Raw genomic sequence first — 19643 nt, 5'->3', positions numbered from 1 at the left:
TCAGTGGGCCTCCAGCCAGTTTTTGCCTGCGTGCACATCGGTGCTCAGGGGCACGGCGTACTGCACGCAGCCTTCCATTTCCTCCCGCAGGATCTGCGCAGCCTTTTCGGCTTCGACCTGCGGGGCCTCCACGATCAGTTCATCGTGGACGGTCAGAATCAGGCGGCTTTCCATCTTTTCGTCCCGCAGCCGCTTCCATACCCGCACCATGGCCAGCTTGATCACGTCGGCCGCAGTGCCCTGAATGGGGGTGTTGCGGGCCATCCGCTCGCCGCTGGAACGGACGTTGAAGTTGGAGCTGGAAAGCTCCGGCAGGGCGCGGCGGCGGCCGAACAGGGTGGATACATAGCCCACGGCCTTGGCGTCCGCGATGGTCTTGTCCATGTAGCCGCTCACCTTGGGGAAGGCGGCCAGATAGTTCTTGAGGAAGGCGTCTGCTTCCTTCACGGTCACGCCGATGTCCTTGGCCAAACTGTAGGCACCCTTGCCGTACATGATGCCAAAGTTGATGGCCTTGGCAGAAGAGCGCAGACGGGAGGTGACCTCTTCCTGCGGGATGCCGTAAATTTTTGCGGCGGTGCTGCGGTGGATGTCCTCACCGTTCAAAAATGCCTGCTGCATGTGCTCATCACCGGTAATGTGGGCCAGAATGCGCAGCTCGATCTGGCTGTAGTCGGCATCCACCAGCACACAGCCCGGCTTTGCCACAAAGTAGGCGCGCAGTTGGCTGCCCAGCTCGGTGCGGATGGGGATGTTCTGCAGGTTGGGGTTGTCGGAGGAGAGCCGTCCGGTGCGGGCCTCGGTCTGGTTGAAGGTGGAGTGGATGCGGCCGTCCTCGCCGATCACCTTGAGCAGGCCCTCCACGTAGGTGGAGTTCAGCTTCTGGTAGGCGCGGTACTGCAGAATGTCCTCCACCAGCGGGTAATCCCGCAGGCTTTCCAGCGTTTCGGCATCGGTGGACCAGCCGCGCTGGGTCTTTTTGCCGTGGGGCAGGCCCATGGTATCAAACAGCATTTCGCCCAATTGCTTCGGGCTGTTGGGGTTGAAGCTGGCGCTGCCGGTCTCCATGTGGATGCGGGTGAGCACCTGCTCCAGCTCGGTGCGCAGCTTTACGCCGAACTGCTCGATGCCGTCTTTGTCCACCAGCACGCCGGTGCGGGTCATATCGGCCAGCACCTGTGCCAGCGGGAACTCGATCTCGTTGTAAAGGGCGTCCTCTCCGCAGGCGGTGATCTCGGCCTTCATCTTGCTGAACAGATCGGCAAGGCGGCCTGCGTCCGGGTAATCGGTGCAGGCAAAGGCGGCCGAGGCGCGGTAGCTGGACACCAGTTCACTGATCTGATATTTGGAGGCAGAAGCGTCCAGCAGGTAGGCGGCAAGCTTGCCGTCCCACACGATGCTGCTGCCCCAGCCGCCTGCGGCCATGGCTTTGGCGTACAGCGGCGCGGAGTTGAACACCTCCAGGGTTACGTCTGCGTTGTCCAGCAGGCGCACAAGGTCGGCGTCCTCCAGCGGGTAAACGGTGCAGTCCTGCACGGCGTACCAGCTTTCCGGCTGCAACACTACGTTGCGGGTGCCCTGCTTGCCCATGACGGCGGGGCGGGAGGCAACCAGATAGGTGCCGGAAGGAGCCAGCGGCAGGGCTTCCAGCTCTGCCTGTGCAAGCTCGATGCCGTCCTCGCCTTCCGGTGCAGCAGGGACAACGCCGGCCAGCCCAAAGCGGGGAATGAGGGAGTGGATTCTCCAGCTCCTGCAAAAGGCGCACAGCCTCAGCCTTGCGGCCTTCGCCCACCTTGTAAGAGCCCTCGGCGGTGTCAATGGGCGCATCGGTGCGGATGGTGCCCAGCGTGTGGCTCAGCTCGGCCATTTCGCGGCATTCGAGAAGGTGCTCCCGCTGTTTGGGCTTGATGCGCTTGTCGTCGATGTGCTCGTACACACCCTCCAGCGAACCGAAGTTCTGCACCAGAGACAGAGCGGTCTTTTCACCGATGCCCCGCACGCCCGGGATATTATCGGAGGCATCGCCCATCAGGCTCTTCACCTCAATGAGCTGTCTGGGCTGGATGCCGTATTTTTCCTGAATGGCGTCCACATCCATCGTCACCGTTTTGCTGCGGCCCATGACAGTGGCGGCAAGCAGCACAGTGGTGGTGTCACTGACCAGCTGCAGGCTGTCCCGGTCTCCCGTGGCAAGGAAGCAGTCGTCCTTCCGGGCGGCACAGGCAGCGGCCAGCGTGCCAAGGATGTCGTCCGCCTCCCAGCCCTCGGCAGTGACGGTGCGGTAGCCAAGGTCTGCCAGCAGCTCCTTGAGCACCGGCATCTGCTGGGCCAGCTCTTCAGGCATGCCGTGACGGGTGGCCTTGTAGCCATCATACATTTTGTGGCGGAAGGTGGGGGCCTTCAGGTCAAAGGCCACGGCCACCTCGTCGGGTTCGCACTCCTTGAGCAGGGAGAGCAGGATATTCAGAAAGCCATAGATGGCGTTGGTGTATCGTCCGTCCTTGGTGGTCAGCAGCTTGATGCCGAAAAAGGCGCGGTTGGCAATGCTGTTGCCGTCAATGACCAGTAAACGCATAGTCGTGTTCCTCCGTTGCATTATTACTCATCTTATAGTATAGCACAAAACCGCACCCAGCGGGGGATTTTTGCGTAAAAAACTGCAACAGGAGCACGGGCGCTTTTGCCTGTAATTTGCAAAAAGGATGTCAAACGAAAACTGCCGTCTCGAAAGGCGGCAGTTGAGGTGCTATCTGCAAGTGCAGGTGGTCATGCTTCCCTCCGGCAAGCGTCGGGAGGACGTAAAAACGTATTGCCGGATCGTCGAGCGTTTACTCCTCAATGCGGATAGCGCTCACCGGGCAGGCATTGGCGGCATCCACAGCCTGCGGCACCTCCTCCGGCGGATCGGCCCGGGCTCGGCCACTGCCAGAACGCCCTCCATGTGGAACACGGCGGGGCACAGCCCGGCACACTGGGTGCAGCCGATGCAAAGGTCGGGATCAACGTATGCGTTCATAGAAAAAACCTCCTTGTGATCTTGCCTTGCAGGCAGTATGGCCCGGCTGGCTGCGAATTATGCCTATGCAACGGCCCGCAGCTGTGGTAAAATAGACTTTCAGGAGGGAAGTACCATGAACATTCAGATCTTCGGCACCAGTAAGTGCTTTGATACCAAAAAGGCCCAGCGCTATTTCAAGGAGCGGGGGGTCAAATTCCAGATGATCGACCTGAAGGAAAAAGAAATGAGCCGCGGCGAGTTCGACAACGTGGCTCGGGCGCTGGGCGGCTGGGAAAAACTGGTGAACCCCAAGGCCAAGGATAAGCAGACCCTTGCGCTTCTGGACGCACTGGTGGACTGGCAGAAAGAGGACAAGCTGTTTGAAAACCAGCAGCTGTTTTTAACGCCCATTGTGCGCAATGGGCGTCAGGCGACCGTGGGCTATCAGCCCGATGTCTGGAAAAGCTGGGAATGATGCAAGCTGCGTCCATTCGGCGCACTCCGCGTACTTTCACAAAAAAACCACGGGCATGGTTTTGCACAATGGGCCGGTATGTGGTATACTGAATACTGTACCATTTGACAACCCTGGGAGATACAACAAACATGAAACATTCTATTACCCCTGAAGAACATGCACGCGTGCAGCGCCGCCGCGGGCGTCAGGCACTGGGCCTTCTGGTCGCCATTCTGGTGGTCGTGGGCTTTGTTACTGTGTTGCGGGCCGGTGTGGGCGCTGTGGCCAACCTGTTCGACGATACGGCACAGAAGCAGGAATATGAGGATAAGCTGGAAGGGCTGGTGCTGTTTGACCCCATGCCCTTTGACGGCATTGAGAACATCGACGACCTGACCCTGCGCGAGGCAGCGGTGTGGGGCTGCATCTACAGCATCCAGGAAACGCAGGGCGGCTTTGACAACTACAATACCGACCCCGACACCGAACAGCTGCTGCTGCCCTCGCTGGATGTGGACGCCTACCTTGCAAAGCTGCTGGGCCCGGGCTTCAAGCTTACCCACCGCAGCTTTGAGATGGAGGACATGACCATCGAATTCGACGATGCCACCCAGTGCTATAAGATCCCCGTCACCGGCACCGTGGGCTATTACCGTGCAGTGGTGACCAAGCTGTTCAAGCGCAGCGGCAAGCTGCACGTTACCGTGGGCTACATCCCCACGGCAAGCAATGACGACAGCATCATCAATGTGTCCTCGGATACGCCCACCAAGTACATGGACTATCTGTTCGAGCGTCAGAGCGGCAGCTGGTATCTCACCGGCCTGACCGAGAGCGAGACCAAGGCCGAGAGCACCGACAGCACATCTGCCGCAAGCCTGCCGGAGCCCATGGCAGAAAGCGATGTGCAGGATGCCATCCTTGCCACAGCCGGTTCGGATGCAGCAGATTCGGCGGCTTCTGCCGTTGAGCCGGAGGCACAGGCAGAAAACGGCGCAGACAGCGCCGTGGCCGAAGCCCCTGCTGCGGACGATGCCGCCAGCACCGCAGGGTAAAAACACAAATACAAAAGGGACCGCTGCATAGTTTTGGTGCAGCGGTCCCTTTTGCGTTTTGACCATATTCAGCGGAAATACTATTTATATTTGTTCCCCGGGAAAATCTGCGGATTTTCCCGGGGTGCTTCTTTACGGCAGGGGCACAGCGGAAAACGGCTTCTTGCCTGTGTGTTATTTCAGATCGAACCTGACCACCACCAGCCGGTACCACAGATACGGCACCATGTTCCAGATCATCCACAGCTCCATCAGAATGTAGTTGGGCAGGTCTCTCAGGCGGAAGGGCCGCTTGCCCAGCTTGCCGGCTTTCAGCAGGGCAAAGGCCTCGTGCATCCCCTTGTCCCAGCTTTCCCCAAAGCCCTGCTTGTGGAACTTGTAGCACTTGAGCAGGTAGCCTGCAGCCAGAGGGATAAAGTTGAGCACCAGCATCAGCAGCGGCTCATTCTTGAGGGGCAGAAGGATGCTGTTGCGGCCGCTCTGTTGGCTTTTGAAAGCGTTGTACCGCACCGCGCCGGTGCTGGCACCGCAGATGTGGTAGCATCTGGCAGTAGGGCAGAGCAGGTTCTTATAGCCTGCATTGTTGGCACGCCAGCTCAGATCTACATCCTCAAAGTAGGCAAAGAAGTTCTCGTCAAAATTGCCGATCTCGTCCAGAATGCTCTTGCGGTAGAGCGCCGCACCGCCGCAGGCAGAAAAGATGCGCCTGCACTTTGTGTAGCGGCTGGCGCGGCGGCCATCACCGGTCTTGCAGGCAAAGCCCATCCATGTGACATAATCGCCTGCGTCGTCGGCCAGCTCCCGGTCAAAGTGACGGATCATCAGGCTCTGCACTGCAAAAATTTTCGGGTCGGTCTCGGCGGTGCGGATGAGCTCGGCCAGCCACTGGGGCTCGGCAAAGGCATCGTTGTTGAACAGCACCACATACTCGCTGTCGGCCAGAGCAATGCCCTGATTCACCGCGTGGGAAAAGCCGGTGTTGGTGTCGTTTTCGATGAGGGTGAAATTTTCGCGGCTGCAATAGCTGCGGGCCTGCTCCAGACTTTCGTCGGTGGAGCCGTTGTCCACTACGATGAGCCGGAAGCTCTGCTCAGTCTGGGCATAGACCGACTCGATGGAATCCTTGAGCCAGCCCTTGCCGTTGATGTTCGGGATCACGATGGTCGCTTTATACATAAAGACACTCCTAAGTCTGTGCACAATTACAATGCCAGTATAGCATATCCCGGCGCAAAAAGAAACCGCATCCTGACAGGATGCGGTCTCCGGAACGCGAAATCACGCGGCAAGGGCTTTTTCGATGTTGGAAAGAATTGTGTCGTGATCCTCGGCACACACCAGGATCACCTCGCCGGTGGGGGCTACGGTGACGGTGGCTGCCTTGGCGATCTGATACTGGTCCTCAAGGTAGTGCTCCATGGACTGCTGTTCGCTCTGAACATAGGCTTCCAGTGCGGCCTTCACGGCGTCGGTCTTGCCCTCGGCGGGCTTCACGATGGCTATGGCGTAGCTGCGCACCATCATGGAGGAAACCGAGGCGGCAAAGCTCTCGTAGCTACCGTCCTCAAGGCCCAGCAGGGGGAAAACGATGTCCTTCAGCTCGTCGTTCAGCTGGTCGGCCTCGTACTCGGCGCTGTAGCCGTCGATGGCGGTGAATTTGCCGTCTTCCCCCTTGGTAAAGATCATATCGTACTCGTTGTCCTCGTCGGTGCGGGCGTCGTGGATGATCTGGGAGTAGTCTTTGGGGGCGGCAGAGTCGGCCTTGCTGCCGGCAGAGCAGCCCACAAGGGCAAACAGGCACAGACCGGCAAGCAGTGCGGCGATGATACGTTTCATAAATGCATTCCTTTCCTGTGTAAAAACAGCTTCTGAAAACAGGTGCGGCGGCTTGGCATTAGTGTGTGCCGTTTTGCGCCTGCTATCCGTAATACGAACCACATCCCGGCAGGATTGCACCGCAAACGTAACCTTTTTATGAACGGCTCACAGCATCAGGGCGTCCAGCTCGCCATGGTTCACGGGCGTGGAGAGAATGATCTGGGTGCTGGTGGTGCCCAGCTTCTGGAACTGCAGGATCAGATGCTCCAGCTGGGGCATGCTTCCGCAGCTCACCTTGACAAGGAAGGTGTAGGCACCGGTGACGTGGTAGCACTGCAGTACCTCCTTGCTGTTCTGCAGCAGCTCCAGAAAGGCGTCCTGCTTGGACGGTGCCACCGAAAGGCTGATGAGGGCGTCCACGTACACGCGGTCGGCGGGGCGGTTCAGGGTGACGGTGTAGCCGCTGATGATGCCGTCCGTCTCCAGCTTGTGGATGCGGCTGGACACCGCAGGGCTGGTCAGCGATATCTGCTCGGCGATCTCCTTGACCGGCATACGGGCATTCTTGGCAAGCAGGGAGAGAATCTTGCGATCCAGATCGTCCATGGGAATACTCCTTTTTGAAAATATGTTGGATTGTATAAAATTTTTTGAAAGTAAAGTTTTATTGTTGGTGCAAACATACAAATGCTGAAAAGGTTTGCTTTTGCTTGGGTTTGTGTTAATTATATAAAGTTTTGATGGAAAAGTAAAGACTTAATTTAAAGCAAAACCGGAAAAATCTGTTTGACAAGAAAACAAAAAGGGGTATAATACATCATGCAAGGCGGCGCGATGCACAATGTGCCTGCCGATTGGATTTGAGATTCACTACTTTATATACTTTCCCACCCCTCTATACACAAAAACCCGCTGCCAGGCGGGTTTTTGTGTTTGCTGGGGATTTTTCTTTTTGAAAAAAGCAGTGGCAGACAATGTACTCGACCCATAGAGCAGCTGCTTTCGGCTGCGACCCCATCCGTGAAAATGCAAGCCCGGAAAGTCTGCAGACTTTCCGGGCTTGCTCTATCTCAAAATATGATTCCGCTGACGATAGCCGGAGCACAGAGGAGGCGATTTAAATCGTGTACGCCTATCAGACCAGATACCCTTCAAAGCAGTGCAGGTCCTCGGTCTTGACGATGCCCTCCAGATACAGCCCGTCCTCCCGGTATTCTTCCACCTGCACGCTGCCCCGCTCCCGCATGGGGGCGGCAAGGCCCAGCTTATCGTAGGGCAGCAGCACCCGCAGGGTGTGCACCCGGTCGCTGAGCACCTCGTCCAGCTTTGCCAGCAGGGTGTCCAGACCATAGCCGGTCTTGGCGCTGGTGAGCAGGATGTCCGGGTCAAAGCTCATGGCACCCGGCTTGTCGCATTTGTTGTAGACGGTCAGGCGGGGGATGTCCGCACAGTCCAGCCCGTCCAGAACCTCGTCGGTGACGGCCAGCTGCTCTTCCCGCTGCTCATCGCCTGCGTCTGCCACCCGGATGATGACGTCCGACCATGCGGCTTCTTCCAGCGTGGACTTGAAGGCCTCCACCAGATTGTGGGGCAGGCGGGACACAAAGCCCACCGTATCCACCAGCAGCACGGCCATGCCGCTGGGCAGCACCAGCTTGCGGCTGGTGGGGTCCAGTGTGGCGAACAGCATGTCCGCTTCGGCTACGCTGGGGCCGCACAGAGCATTCATCAGGCTGGATTTGCCCACGTTGGTATAGCCTACAAGGCTGACCACCGGCATACCGGTCTTGGCACGGGCCTTGCGGCTCTCGCCCCGGCGCTTTTCCATTTCGGCCAGCTTTTCAGCCAGCGCATCGATGCGGGCGTGCACATGGCGGCGGTCCAGTTCCAGCTTGGTCTCACCGGCACCACGGCGGGCACCGCCGCCGCCACCACCACCGCCGCCCTGACGGCTCAGCGCCTCGCCCATGCCCTGCAGACGGGGCAGACGGTAGCGCAGAAGGGCCAGCTCGGTCTGCAGCTTGCCCTCGTTAGTGACGGCGCGGCTGCGGAAAATTTCCAGAATGAGCATGGTGCGGTCGATCACTTCCAGCCCGCCCAGCGCATTGGAGATGTTGCGGATCTGGCTGCCGGTCAGTTCGCCGTCAAATACGGCGCATTCCGCGCCCAGACTTTCGGCGGCAAGGCTGGCTTCCTCCAGTTTGCCGCTGCCCAGCACGATGCCGGTCTCCGGGGTCTGGCGCTTCTGGGTCACCTGCGCCACGGCTTCCATGTGGTTAGCCTCACACAGGGCAGAAAGCTCTGCCAGACTGCGCTCACAATCCCACAGGCCCTGATCCAGCGCCAGCAGAATGACCTTCGTCGGGGGTGTTTCCACTAAGATATCGTAAAGTTCGCTCACGGTAAGTCCTTTCTTTTAGGTGATATGGTTCGCCCTCCCACTCTGGGAGAGGTGACAGCGCATCAGCGATGACGGAGGTGGCAAGGTCGTTAGTCAATTTTGTTATATCGTTCCCTTGTTAACAGATAGCACCGGCATTCCACCGGTGTGCCGTCAAACTTGTGATCAACGGTGTCGTGGTGGTACACAAAACCGGCTTTTTCCATCACCCGGCCGCTGGCGGGGTTTGCCTTGGCATGGCAGCAGGTCAGCCAGTCCCCGTCAGTATGGCTGAACCAGTACGCGGTCACAGCCTTCAGCGCTTCGGTGGCAAAACCTCTGTTCCACCAGCTCCGTCCGATGCAGTAGCCTGCTTCCCAGATGCCGCCCGAGAGGTCCAGCTCCGGCCAGAATGCTTTTTGACCGGCATCTCCCAACGCGGCGTTGAAGATGCCGATGCTGCCGAACACCTGTCCGGAGGCCTTTTCCACAATGGCCCACTGGTAGTAGTCCGGGTTCGGGTAGAGCGTGGCCCATGCCGCCAGCAGGCCCAGCGTTTCCAGAGCGTTTTTGTGGGGCTCCCACCGCAGAAAACGGGTCACCTGCGGGTCGGACGCCCAGTTTGCGTACATCATGCCGGCATCCTCCGGCAGCAGGCGGCGCAGAAAAAGCCGGTCAGTCTCAAGCTCCTGCGTTCCGGCGTGGCGCATGGCACACACCTCCCTATTTTATAAAGTATGCATAGGATAGCACAAATTTGGCGTTCCTGCAAGCGCCGCCGCGAAAAAACGCTTGACCAGACTGCTTTTGTGCATTAAACTAAAAGCCAAGTGTTTTTGTGGGAAAAGGAGAACGCTCCATGAGTGATGTGCGTGAGATCTTGAAAAAGCGTCCGCTGCTGTTCGATGGCGGCATGGGCACCTATTATAAAGCAAAGCCCGGGCAGGAGTGTGAGCAGGCGAACCTGCTGGACCCGGAAGGAGTTCTGGCCGTGCATGGTGCGTATCTGGAAGCAGGCGCCGATGCCATCAAGACCAACACCTTTGGTCTGCCGCGGATGGCGGCGGCGGGAAATCCGTTGTGGGAGGCCCTGACAGACGAGGGATGGAGGCTGGCCGCACAGGCCGCTGCAAAGACCGGCGCTGCCGTGTTTGCCGATCTTGGTCCGGCCCCGGATACGGAATCGCTCCCGGCGGCACAGATCTATACGGCCCTTGCCGAGCGGTTTGCCGCATTGGGTGCAAAGAACTTTTTGTTTGAGACGCTGAGCAGCGACGCCGGTGTGGCCGAAGCCGCGAAGCAGATCAAAGAAGCAGTGCCGGACGCCTTTGTGCTGGTGTCTTTTGCGGTGCTGCCGGACGGTTACACCCGTGAGGGACGGCACTGCACCCAGCTGGTGCGCAGCATGACCGCCTGCGGTGCAGTGGATGCCGTGGGCCTGAACTGTGTTTCTGCTCCCGGTGCCATGCGCACACTGGTGCAGCAGCTGGGCAGAACAGAGCTGCCCCTGTCTGTCATGCCCAATGCGGGCTACCCGGTGGTCACCCGCACCCGGGTACAGTATCAGGGCAGGCCGGAATATTTTGCCCGGGAGCTGGTCGGCCTTGCTGCCGAGGGTGTGCGCATTCTGGGCGGCTGCTGCGGCACTACGCCCGCCCACATTGCGGCCCTGCGCACGGCGCTGGATGCGCTGCCGGAGCAGCTGCCGGAGGCAGCGGCAGCGCCGGTACCCGCTGCCGTAAAGCCGAAAGTGGAAACGGACGATGCCTTTCTGCGCAAGCTGAACGCGGGCAAAAAGGTGATTGCCATTGAGCTGGACTCCCCCAAGGACGCCGACCTGACGGACTATCTGGAGGGGGCCCGCCGCCTGCAGGCTGCCGGAGCCGATCTTTTGACCATTGCAGACTGCCCCATTGCCCGGGCACGGATGGATTCCTCGCTGGTGGCCTGCCGGGTGCACCGGGAGCTGGGGCTGAACGTGCTGCCCCACATGACCTGCCGCGACCGCAACCTGAACGCCACCAAGGCCCTGCTGCTGGGCCTGTATGCCGAGGGCGTGCGGGAGGTGCTGGCCATCACCGGCGACCCCATCCCCACCGCAGAGCGGGACGAGGTGAAGAACGTGTACCAGTTCAACTCCCGCAAGCTGGCGCAGTACATCGTCTCGCTGGCAGGCGAGGGTCGGGAAATGCCCTCGCCCCTCACCGTGTTCGGTGCGCTGAACCTGAACGCCCGCAACTTTGATGTGGAGCTGCGCCGTGCACAGGAAAAGCTGGAGAATGGCATGAGCGGCTTCCTCACCCAGCCGGTGCTCTCGGCACAGGCGGTGGAAAACCTGAAAAAGACCCGGGAAGCGCTGGGCAGCAGGGCAAAGATCCTGGCGGGTATCATGCCGGTGGTGAGCCAGCGCAACGCCATCTTTATGGAGAACGAGGTCAACGGCATCCATGTGGACGCTGAGATCATCGAGCGCTTTGCCGGGCTGGACCGTGCGCAGGGCGAAGAGCTGGGACTGGAAGTCTCGGTAAAGGCTGCACAGGCCGCAGCGCCCTATGCAGATGGCTTCTACCTGATGACCCCCTTCAACCGCATCGCCCTGATGGAACGGCTCATTGCCCGGCTGAAAGAGGAAGGAATTGCAGATTAAAATGGCCGACGCGTTCGCTCTGGGACGGGTTGTGGCTCCCAGCGTATGCTACGGCCCTTGAGCGGGCCTTGCATTCTGCTGGCCACGGCCCCAACAACTCCTCTCTGTTTCTGCCACAGGCAGCGGTCGTCGTCGTTGCATCTTCAGCGGAAAAATATTTTTTATATTTGCGTTTGTCGTGGCCTGCGGGCCACTCCAAACGCGTTTTCACGAATAAGGCCCAAACCGCAAGAGGCAGCAGGATAAATTCTTTTGAAGAAAAAGTAATTGACAAATCGCACAAAAAACGCTATATTCTTTTTATAAATGCGTTGAAGAAGAGTGCGCACTGCATTTGCCGTTCAGAGAGCCGGAGAATGCTGCGAATCCGGTACGGTCGGGCGGTGTGCTGTCACTTTGGAGCAGGAGCGGTGAGCTGAAGAGCAAGCCGCTCTCGGAGCTGTCCCACGTTACCGGGGCATCAAGGGGCGCAGGATGTTCTGCGCAATTTGGGTGGTACCGCGGTTATTACAGCCGTCCCATGGAACGTTCCGTGGGACGGCTTTTTTTCGTCCCACTTCATCATTTTTTACTGGGAGGACCCTATGAAAGAACTTGCAAAACAGTACGATCCCAGCCAGGTGGAAGACCGCATCTACCAGTTCTGGCTGGACGGCGGCTACTTCCACACGAAGGCAGACCCCGACAAGAAACCCTACACCATCGTCATGCCGCCCCCGAACGTCACCGGTCAGCTGCACATGGGCCATGCGGTGGATAACACCATGCAGGACATCCTCATCCGCACCAAGCGGATGCAGGGCTATGCCGCCCTGTGGGTGCCCGGTACCGACCACGCCTCGATTGCCACCGAGGCCAAGGTGGTGGAGGCCATGCGTGCCGAGGGCCTGACCAAGGAGATGGTGGGCCGCGATGGTTTTCTGGACCGTGCATGGGCATGGAAGACCAAGTTCGGCAACCGCATCGTCAGCCAGCTGAAGAAGCTGGGCAGCAGCTGCGACTGGGAGCGCGAGCGCTTTACCATGGACGAGGGCTGCTCTGAAGCCGTCAAGGAAGTGTTCGTGCGCCTGTACGACAAGGGCCTGATCTACCGCGGCAACCGCATGGTCAACTGGTGCCCCCACTGCAACACTTCCATTTCTGACGCCGAGGTGGAGTACGAGGAGAAGGACGGCAGCTTCTGGCACCTGCTGTATCCGGTCAAGGAGACCGGCGAGATGCTGGAGCTGGCTACCACCCGTCCCGAGACCATGCTGGGCGATACCGCTGTTGCCATCAACGGTGACGACCCCCGCTATGCCCATCTGCACGGCTGCCATGTGGTGCTGCCCCTGCTGAACAAGGAGATCCCCATTGTCTGCGATGAGCACGCCGACATGACCAAGGGCACCGGTGTGGTCAAGATCGCCCCCGCCCACGACCCCAACGACTTTGAGGTGGGCCTGCGCCACAACCTGCCCATCGTGCGTGTGTTCACCTATGACGGTCACATGACCGGCGCTGCCGACAAGGCTGCTGCCGATGCTCTGTTCGCCGCCGGCAAGAACACCATCAACGAGCCTGAGGTGCTGGACTGCGGCAAGTACGCCGGCATGACCACCCTCGAGGCCCGCAAGGCCATTCTGGCCGATCTGGAAGCAGGCGGCTTCCTGAAGGAGATCGAGCCCCTCAAGCACGAGGTGGGCACCTGCTACCGCTGCCACTCCACCATCGAGCCCATGGTGTCCAAGCAGTGGTTCGTCAAGATGGAGCCGCTGGCAAAGCCCGCCATCGAGAGCGTGGAGAAGGGCGAGATCAAGTTCGTGCCCGAGCGCTTCACCAAGAACTATATGAACTGGATGAAGAACACCCGCGACTGGTGCATCAGCCGTCAGCTGTGGTGGGGCCATCAGATCCCGGCATGGTACTGCGACAACTGCGGCGAGACCGTGGTGGCAAAGTCTGCTCCCTGTGCCTGCCCCAAGTGCGGCAGCGCAAAGCTGACCCAGGACCCCGATACGCTGGATACCTGGTTCTCCTCCGCTCTGTGGCCCTTCAGCACGCTGGGCTGGCCCAATGAGGAGAGCGAAGACCTCAAGTATTTCTACCCCACCAACACCCTCGTCACCGGCTACGACATCATCGGCTTCTGGGTCAGCCGCATGATCTTCTCCGGTCTGGCCTACACCGGCAAGGCACCCTTCAGCACTGTCTGCATCCACGGCATCGTGCGCGACAGTCAGGGCCGCAAGATGTCCAAGAGCCTTGGCAACGGCATCGACCCGCTGGAGGTCATTGCCCAGTACGGCGCAGACGCCCTGCGCTTTATGCTGGTGGACGGCTCCACCCCGGGCAACGACATGCGCTATATCGAAAAGAAGGTGGAGGCTGCCCGCAACTTTGCCAATAAGCTGTGGAACGCTACCCGCTTTGTGCTGATGAACCTGCCCGAGGACTTTGAGCCGGGCCTGCCCAGCGAGGAGATGCTGGACATGAGCGACAAGTGGGTGCTCACCAAGCTGAATCAGGTGGCCGGTGCCATGACCGACAACCTCGACCACTACGAGATGGGTCTGGCCGCTGCCAAGATCAACAGCTTCATCTGGGACGTCTACTGCGACTGGTTCATTGAGATCGCAAAGCCCCGCCTGAATTCCGGCGACGCACAGCAGGCCGACACTGCCCGCCGCGTGCTGGTGTATGTGCTGGATAAGGCCCTCAAGCTGCTGCATCCCTTCATGCCCTTCATCACCGAGGAGCTGTATCAGGCGCTGCCCGGCTCTGCCGAGACCATCATGACCCAGAGCTGGCCCACCTTCGATGAAGCTCACAACTGGGCTGACGAAGAGGAAGCCTTTGAAAAGGTCATGGACTACATCAAGGCCGTGCGTACCATGCGCACCGAGATGAATGTCCACCCCGCCAAAAAGACCAGCATGATCATCGAGACTGCCGATGCAGCACCCTTCCAGAAGGCACAGGTCTATCTGGCAAAGTTCGCCTTTGCCACCGACGTGACCTTTACCGAGAAGTATGAGGGCAGCACCGACGGCATGGTGCAGGTGTCCACCCACGCTGCACGCGGCTTCATCCCCATGATGGAGCTCATCGACCGCGACAAGGAGCTGGCACGTCTGAACAAGGAAAAGGCCAAGGCCGAAAAGGAAATGGCCATGTTCGCAAATCAGCTGGACAACCCCAAGTTTGTGGAGCGCGCTCCGGCGGCACTGGTGGAGGAGATCCGCAATAAATACGCCAAGAGTCAGGACAAGCTCGCCAACATTGAACAGAGCATCAAGGCTCTGGGCTGATTTGAGCGGGGGTCGTCATAGCAGCGCACAGCGCGCTTTTCCGTGGGTCGCTGCAGGGCGGGTACTCTTTACTCTTGCCCTCCTTGGCTGCATCGTGTTCATCTTTTCCAATTCCATGAAGATCGGCGAGGTCTCTCAGGGCTCCAGCGGTCGGGTGCTTGCCCTGCTGCAGGGAGTGCTGCGCCGTCTGGGCCATCCGGCCCTTGCCCAGCGCCTGACGGATCACATCGTGCGCAAGCTGGCGCATTTCTGCGAGTATACGCTGGAAGGCTTCCTGCTCATGCTGTGCATGCAGGTGTACACCCGGAACTACATCTGGCACATCAGCGTGCCGCTGCTGGGCGGCGTGCTCACCGCACTGGCTGATGAGACCATCCAGATCTACTCGCCGGGCCGCAGCAGTCAGGTCACGGATGTGTGGCTGGACTCTGCCGGTGTGCTGGCAGGCATCCTTGCAGCGCTGGTGCTCATGGCGTTGTGCGGGCTGCTGTTTCATCATCGTAATAAGGAGTAACCAATGACCATCGAACAGGCAAATCAGTATTTTGCCGCCCTGCCGGACGGCTTTGCCTCTACCGAACAGCTGCGCACCGCGTTCACCGCGCCGGTGCAGAAGGTGCAGTTTGTGGGCGTGGCGGGCACGGCGGGCAAGACTGTGGTGGCCCGCCTGCTGGCGGCCATCCTGCACGCACAGGGCATCCATGCGGGCCTGTATCATGCGGGTTCCCGCCCGCTGTCGGAGCGTATCTGCATCGATGACGCTCCGGTGGACGAGGGCCTGCTGGCCTTGACGGCAGAAGCCTTTTCCGCCGCCGAGGCTCTGCCCCGGGACGCAGCAGAGCTGGCAGCAGCGGCCAACTGCTTTGGCGCAGCGGGCTGCACGCTGGCCGTGGTGGAGCTGCCGGATGCGGGCCTTGCCGAAGCGCTGCCCGGTATGCCGGTGTGCGCCGTCACCTCGGTCGGCCCGGACGGCGTGAGCCGCTCGGTGGAGCGCCTTGCCGCACTGGCGGCAGGCGTCATGCGCAAGGGCAGTATCTGCGTCACCGCGCCGGAGCAGCCTAAGGCAGTGCTGAGCGAGCTCATTGTAGCCGCAGGAAAGTGCGGCTGTGAGCTGGTGGTGCCGGACCCGGAGGATATCACCTTTCTGGAAGCGGAAAAGTTTGCCAGCAAGGTGGACTACGGCGGGTACACTGTGCCGCTGGCCTTTCTGGGCCGTCACGCGGCAGGCAACGCCGCTGTGGCTGTGGAGCTTTCGCTGGCGCTCTGCCGCAAGGACTTCGACATTACAGATGAAGCCATTCTGGAGGGTCTGGCGGCGGTGGAAAACCGCAGCAGCATCCGGGTGGTCTCGCAGCGCCCGCTGGTCATTCTGGATGCCTGCCGCACTCCGCAGCAGGCAGCAGCTCTGCTGCGGGTGCTCAACATGGCCAAGGTGCGCCATATGAGTGCCATCATCGGCCTGACCGAAGAAGAAGGCGCCGAAGCATTCTTCTCCGCGCTGGAGACCGGCCTGACCCCGGAGGAACAGAAGAAGGATAAGTCCACCATGCCCGGCATGAGCGAGAATCCCTTTGATAAGGTGTATCTCGTCACGCCGCAGGGCACGGATACTGCTCTTACCGAGCGTCTGACCGAGAAGGCAAAGTATCACTTTGATGCGGAGCTGTGTGCCACTCTGGCCGAAGCGGTCAGACTGGCGCATGCCAACACCCGCCGCGGACTGCTGGTCTGCGGCAGTGAGGCTGCCGCACTGGAAGCTGCCGAACTGCTGGCAAACAGCTGAGCCGACACGCTTCCCTAAAAAATAAACGAAAGATCCCGTACACTGGAACTATGTGTACGGGATCTTTTATTTTGCAAAGGAGATGGACAAACCATGGCAACGGTAAGCTTCAGCCCGGCGGGCGAAGTGCTTTACGCCTATCTTGCAGGCGAGATCGACCACGATGCAGCGCAGAGCCTGCGCATCCAGCTGGATGATGCACTGGTCAGCCGTACCCCGCAGACCATGATCCTGGACTTTGGCGGGGTGGGATTTATGGATTCATCCGGCGTGGGGCTGATCCTGGGCCGTCAGCGCATTGCCCGCACGCTGGGCACGGCCCTGCGGGTGCAGCACACGCCGTCCCAGATGGCAAAGGTGCTGCAGCTGGCCCGCATCCCCTGTACGGACACAGAACAGAAGGAGGAATGACTCTATGAAAGCGGAAAATACGACAAAGCTCCAGTTCGACTCCCTCAGCGTGAACGAAAGCTACGCCCGGGGCGCTGCGGCAGCCTTTCTTGCCCGATACGACCCCACCGTGCCGCAGCTGGCCGACATCAAAACGGCAGTGTCCGAAGCGGTGACCAACTGCATCGTCCATGCCTACCCGGATCACATCGGGCCGGTGGTCATGAGCATCGCGGTCTATCCCGGCCGGGAGGTGCATATCACGGTGTCGGACAAGGGAGTGGGCATCCCGGATATCCCGCAGGCCATGGAACCGCTGTTCACCACCGGCAACCCGGAGGAACGCTCCGGGCTGGGCTTTGCGGTGATGCAGAGCTTTATGGATAAGGTCAAGGTGACATCCAGACCCGGCAAAGGAACAAAGGTGCTGCTCATCAAGCGTCTGGCCCAGCGGGAATGATACATAAACAGGAAAGGCGGGCAGAAGCATGGTATCCGATAAGACCCGGAGGGACGCATTCATTGAACAGAACCTTGGACTGGTACACGCCTGCGCGGGGCGCTTCCGTGGGCGCGGCATGGAATACGATGATCTGTACAGTGCCGGATGCATGGGTCTTGTCAAAGCCTGCGATCACTTCGACGAAAACCGCGGTGTCTGCTTTTCCACCTATGCGGTGCCGGTGATCCTGGGCGAGATCAAAAAGCTGTTCCGGGACGGCGGCACCGTCAAGGTGAGCCGGTCTCTCAAGGAGCTTGGCATGCGGGTGCAGGCGGCACGGGAACATCACATGAAGCTCTGCGGCACAGAACCAACTCTCTCACAGCTGGCAGAAGAACTGGATGAACCGGTGGAGAACATCACCCTTGCCATTCAGGCGGCACAGCCTGCCATGAGCCTGACCCCGGAAAATACAGAGGATGGAGACCGACAGCTGGATATCCCGGTGGATTCTCCGGAAGAAGCACTGGCCGAGCGCATCAGTCTGGAAGAGGTGCTCAGGGCTCTGCCGGAACAGGACCAGCAGCTGATCCGGCTGCGCTTTTATGGCAATAAGACTCAGAGCGAGACCGCAAAGGTGCTGCATACCACGCAGGTGCAGATCTCCCGGCGGGAGCGCAGGATATTATCCCTGCTCCGGCGCCGCCTTTTGGAAGATTAGGTGTCATAATTTCCAGATTGAAAGGAAAAAACTGGGCAAAATATAAAAAGCCGGATTTTTCAAAAAAATATGAAGAAAAAGCTTGCTTTTTGTAAAGGGCTGTGCTAAAATACATTACTGTCAGGCGGACGTCCGACAGAATGAAACAGTTTAGAACAGACGTCCTAACGTGAAGAATCGATGAGCTTCGACAAGAAACTCAAAAATAATTCAAAAAAGTGCTTGACAACTTATCACGAAAGTGATAAAATAAATAAGCTATCAGCCGCAAGGCTGAGGCGCTACAGGACCTTGAAAATTGAACAATATCGAAAAACTTGTAAGGAACCTTTATGTGTTTGGAAAAACACTTAAAACAATTCCAAAAGTAATTCACACAGGACGCAAGCGATTGCGTGCTGAGCGAACAAGATTTAACACTTTTAAGTGATAAATATCATTTATAAAGAGTTTGATCCTGGCTCAGGACGAACGCTGGCGGCGCGCCTAACACATGCAAGTCGAACGAGCGAGAGAGAGCTTGCTTTCTCGAGCGAGTGGCGAACGGGTGAGTAACGCGTGAGGAACCTGCCTCAAAGAGGGGGACAACAGTTGGAAACGACTGCTAATACCGCATAAGCCCACGGCTCGGCATCGAGCAGAGGGAAAAGGAGCAATCCGCTTTGAGATGGCCTCGCGTCCGATTAGCTAGTTGGTGAGGTAACGGCCCACCAAGGCGACGATCGGTAGCCGGACTGAGAGGTTGAACGGCCACATTGGGACTGAGACACGGCCCAGACTCCTACGGGAGGCAGCAGTGGGGAATATTGCACAATGGGGGAAACCCTGATGCAGCGACGCCGCGTGGAGGAAGAAGGTCTTCGGATTGTAAACTCCTGTTGTTGGGGAAGATAATGACGGTACCCAACAAGGAAGTGACGGCTAACTACGTGCCAGCAGCCGCGGTAAAACGTAGGTCACAAGCGTTGTCCGGAATTACTGGGTGTAAAGGGAGCGCAGGCGGGAAGACAAGTTGGAAGTGAAATCTATGGGCTCAACCCATAAACTGCTTTCAAAACTGTTTTTCTTGAGTAGTGCAGAGGTAGGCGGAATTCCCGGTGTAGCGGTGGAATGCGTAGATATCGGGAGGAACACCAGTGGCGAAGGCGGCCTACTGGGCACCAACTGACGCTGAGGCTCGAAAGTGTGGGTAGCAAACAGGATTAGATACCCTGGTAGTCCACACCGTAAACGATGATTACTAGGTGTTGGAGGATTGACCCCTTCAGTGCCGCAGTTAACACAATAAGTAATCCACCTGGGGAGTACGACCGCAAGGTTGAAACTCAAAGGAATTGACGGGGGCCCGCACAAGCAGTGGAGTATGTGGTTTAATTCGACGCAACGCGAAGAACCTTACCAAGTCTTGACATCCCTTGACAGGCATAGAAATATGTTTTCTCTTCGGAGCAAGGAGACAGGTGGTGCATGGTTGTCGTCAGCTCGTGTCGTGAGATGTTGGGTTAAGTCCCGCAACGAGCGCAACCCTTATGGTCAGTTACTACGCAAGAGGACTCTGGCCAGACTGCCGTTGACAAAACGGAGGAAGGTGGGGATGACGTCAAATCATCATGCCCTTTATGACTTGGGCTACACACGTACTACAATGGCGTTAAACAAAGA

Annotated in this window: 15 protein-coding genes, 1 rRNA gene, 1 pseudogene and 1 other annotated feature; of the genes and pseudogenes, 10 read left to right on the top strand and 7 right to left on the bottom strand. The window is 58.8% G+C overall.

Annotated features, from left to right (window positions below; genetic code table 11):
* Positions 1–2575, bottom strand: a pseudogene (gene polA / locus ACKXF7_RS00085) (DNA polymerase I).
* Between the two features lie 276 nt (positions 2576–2851).
* Positions 2852–3016 carry a ferredoxin gene (locus ACKXF7_RS00080; RefSeq protein WP_423741815.1) on the bottom strand — a complete coding sequence of 55 codons (165 nt, stop codon included), beginning with the start codon at positions 3014–3016 and terminating at the stop codon, positions 2852–2854.
* Positions 3017–3131: 115 nt separating this feature from the next.
* Here ACKXF7_RS00080 and ACKXF7_RS00075 point away from each other — a divergent pair, with 115 nt between their 5' ends.
* Positions 3132–3473 (top strand): arsenate reductase family protein, encoded by a 342-nt coding sequence (locus ACKXF7_RS00075; RefSeq protein WP_249238193.1) that lies wholly within the window; start codon positions 3132–3134, stop codon positions 3471–3473.
* Positions 3474–3604: 131 nt separating this feature from the next.
* On the top strand, positions 3605–4510 hold the full coding sequence (locus ACKXF7_RS00070; RefSeq protein WP_423741814.1) for an Ice-structuring protein: 906 nt from the start codon (positions 3605–3607) through the stop codon (positions 4508–4510).
* Positions 4511–4684: 174 nt separating this feature from the next.
* Here the strand turns inward: ACKXF7_RS00070 and ACKXF7_RS00065 are convergent, their stop codons facing one another.
* From ACKXF7_RS00065 to ACKXF7_RS00045, 5 genes are all read right to left on the bottom strand, one after another.
* Positions 4685–5686 (bottom strand): glycosyltransferase family 2 protein, encoded by a 1002-nt coding sequence (locus ACKXF7_RS00065; protein WP_423741813.1) that lies wholly within the window; start codon positions 5684–5686, stop codon positions 4685–4687.
* Positions 5687–5788: 102 nt separating this feature from the next.
* Positions 5789–6346, bottom strand: coding sequence for a DUF4358 domain-containing protein (locus tag ACKXF7_RS00060; protein WP_423741812.1), 558 nt, complete (start codon positions 6344–6346; stop codon positions 5789–5791).
* Between the two features lie 147 nt (positions 6347–6493).
* Positions 6494–6934 carry an Lrp/AsnC family transcriptional regulator gene (locus ACKXF7_RS00055; RefSeq protein WP_249238197.1) on the bottom strand — a complete coding sequence of 147 codons (441 nt, stop codon included), beginning with the start codon at positions 6932–6934 and terminating at the stop codon, positions 6494–6496.
* Positions 6935–7463: 529 nt separating this feature from the next.
* Complete coding sequence (gene hflX / locus ACKXF7_RS00050) at positions 7464–8729, bottom strand: GTPase HflX (RefSeq protein WP_423741811.1); 1266 nt, start codon at positions 8727–8729, stop codon at positions 7464–7466.
* A gap of 89 nt (positions 8730–8818) precedes the next feature.
* Positions 8819–9418: a GNAT family N-acetyltransferase gene (locus tag ACKXF7_RS00045; protein ID WP_423741810.1), complete on the bottom strand. Its 600-nt coding sequence runs from the start codon at positions 9416–9418 to the stop codon at positions 8819–8821.
* 149 nt (positions 9419–9567) lie between these two features.
* On the opposite strand from ACKXF7_RS00045, the gene ACKXF7_RS00040 reads away from it, so the two are divergent.
* The 8 genes from ACKXF7_RS00040 to ACKXF7_RS00005 all read left to right on the top strand — a co-directional run bounded on the left by ACKXF7_RS00040 (position 9568) and on the right by ACKXF7_RS00005 (position 19643).
* The gene (locus ACKXF7_RS00040) at positions 9568–11355 is read left to right on the top strand and encodes a bifunctional homocysteine S-methyltransferase/methylenetetrahydrofolate reductase (protein ID WP_423741809.1); all 1788 of its coding nucleotides are present in this window, start codon (positions 9568–9570) and stop codon (positions 11353–11355) included.
* A gap of 302 nt (positions 11356–11657) precedes the next feature.
* Positions 11658–11879 (top strand) — a binding site (T-box leader).
* 60 nt (positions 11880–11939) lie between these two features.
* Positions 11940–14645: a valine--tRNA ligase gene (locus tag ACKXF7_RS00035; RefSeq protein ID WP_423741808.1), complete on the top strand. Its 2706-nt coding sequence runs from the start codon at positions 11940–11942 to the stop codon at positions 14643–14645.
* 1 nt (position 14646) lies between these two features.
* Entirely contained in the window at positions 14647–15159 is a 513-nt protein-coding gene (locus ACKXF7_RS00030) for a VanZ family protein (RefSeq protein ID WP_423741807.1), read from the top strand.
* Between the two features lie 3 nt (positions 15160–15162).
* On the top strand, positions 15163–16428 hold the full coding sequence (locus ACKXF7_RS00025; RefSeq protein ID WP_423741806.1) for a folylpolyglutamate synthase: 1266 nt from the start codon (positions 15163–15165) through the stop codon (positions 16426–16428).
* Positions 16429–16521: 93 nt separating this feature from the next.
* Positions 16522–16839 (top strand): STAS domain-containing protein, encoded by a 318-nt coding sequence (locus ACKXF7_RS00020; protein WP_249238204.1) that lies wholly within the window; start codon positions 16522–16524, stop codon positions 16837–16839.
* Positions 16840–16843: 4 nt separating this feature from the next.
* Positions 16844–17278 carry an anti-sigma F factor gene (spoIIAB, locus tag ACKXF7_RS00015; RefSeq protein ID WP_339395299.1) on the top strand — a complete coding sequence of 145 codons (435 nt, stop codon included), beginning with the start codon at positions 16844–16846 and terminating at the stop codon, positions 17276–17278.
* 28 nt (positions 17279–17306) lie between these two features.
* A complete protein-coding gene (locus ACKXF7_RS00010) occupies positions 17307–17981 on the top strand; it encodes a sigma-70 family RNA polymerase sigma factor (RefSeq protein ID WP_249238206.1) in 675 nt (224 codons plus the stop codon).
* 439 nt (positions 17982–18420) lie between these two features.
* Positions 18421–19643, top strand: a 16S ribosomal RNA gene (locus ACKXF7_RS00005).

It is taken from the genome of Faecalibacterium sp. 7, assembly GCF_049562865.1.
In the GTDB taxonomy this organism is placed as follows: domain Bacteria; phylum Bacillota; class Clostridia; order Oscillospirales; family Ruminococcaceae; genus Faecalibacterium; species Faecalibacterium wellingii.
Note: the sequence above shows the minus strand (reverse complement) of the source record. Positions and strands in the feature narration are given on the sequence as shown.

Bases quoted from the DNA above. Each gene is read 5' to 3' on its own strand.
- ACKXF7_RS00080 (WP_423741815.1), bottom strand. From the start codon at position 3,016: ATGAACGCATACGTTGATCCCGACCTTTGCATCGGCTGCACCCAGTGT.
- ACKXF7_RS00075 (WP_249238193.1), top strand. From the start codon at position 3,132: ATGAACATTCAGATCTTCGGCACCAGTAAGTGCTTTGATACCAAAAAG.
- ACKXF7_RS00070 (WP_423741814.1), top strand. From the start codon at position 3,605: ATGAAACATTCTATTACCCCTGAAGAACATGCACGCGTGCAGCGCCGC.
- ACKXF7_RS00065 (WP_423741813.1), bottom strand. From the start codon at position 5,686: ATGTATAAAGCGACCATCGTGATCCCGAACATCAACGGCAAGGGCTGG.
- ACKXF7_RS00060 (WP_423741812.1), bottom strand. From the start codon at position 6,346: ATGAAACGTATCATCGCCGCACTGCTTGCCGGTCTGTGCCTGTTTGCC.
- ACKXF7_RS00055 (WP_249238197.1), bottom strand. From the start codon at position 6,934: ATGGACGATCTGGATCGCAAGATTCTCTCCCTGCTTGCCAAGAATGCC.
- ACKXF7_RS00045 (WP_423741810.1), bottom strand. From the start codon at position 9,418: ATGCGCCACGCCGGAACGCAGGAGCTTGAGACTGACCGGCTTTTTCTG.
- ACKXF7_RS00040 (WP_423741809.1), top strand. From the start codon at position 9,568: ATGAGTGATGTGCGTGAGATCTTGAAAAAGCGTCCGCTGCTGTTCGAT.
- ACKXF7_RS00035 (WP_423741808.1), top strand. From the start codon at position 11,940: ATGAAAGAACTTGCAAAACAGTACGATCCCAGCCAGGTGGAAGACCGC.
- ACKXF7_RS00025 (WP_423741806.1), top strand. From the start codon at position 15,163: ATGACCATCGAACAGGCAAATCAGTATTTTGCCGCCCTGCCGGACGGC.
- ACKXF7_RS00020 (WP_249238204.1), top strand. From the start codon at position 16,522: ATGGCAACGGTAAGCTTCAGCCCGGCGGGCGAAGTGCTTTACGCCTAT.
- spoIIAB (WP_339395299.1), top strand. From the start codon at position 16,844: ATGAAAGCGGAAAATACGACAAAGCTCCAGTTCGACTCCCTCAGCGTG.
- ACKXF7_RS00010 (WP_249238206.1), top strand. From the start codon at position 17,307: ATGGTATCCGATAAGACCCGGAGGGACGCATTCATTGAACAGAACCTT.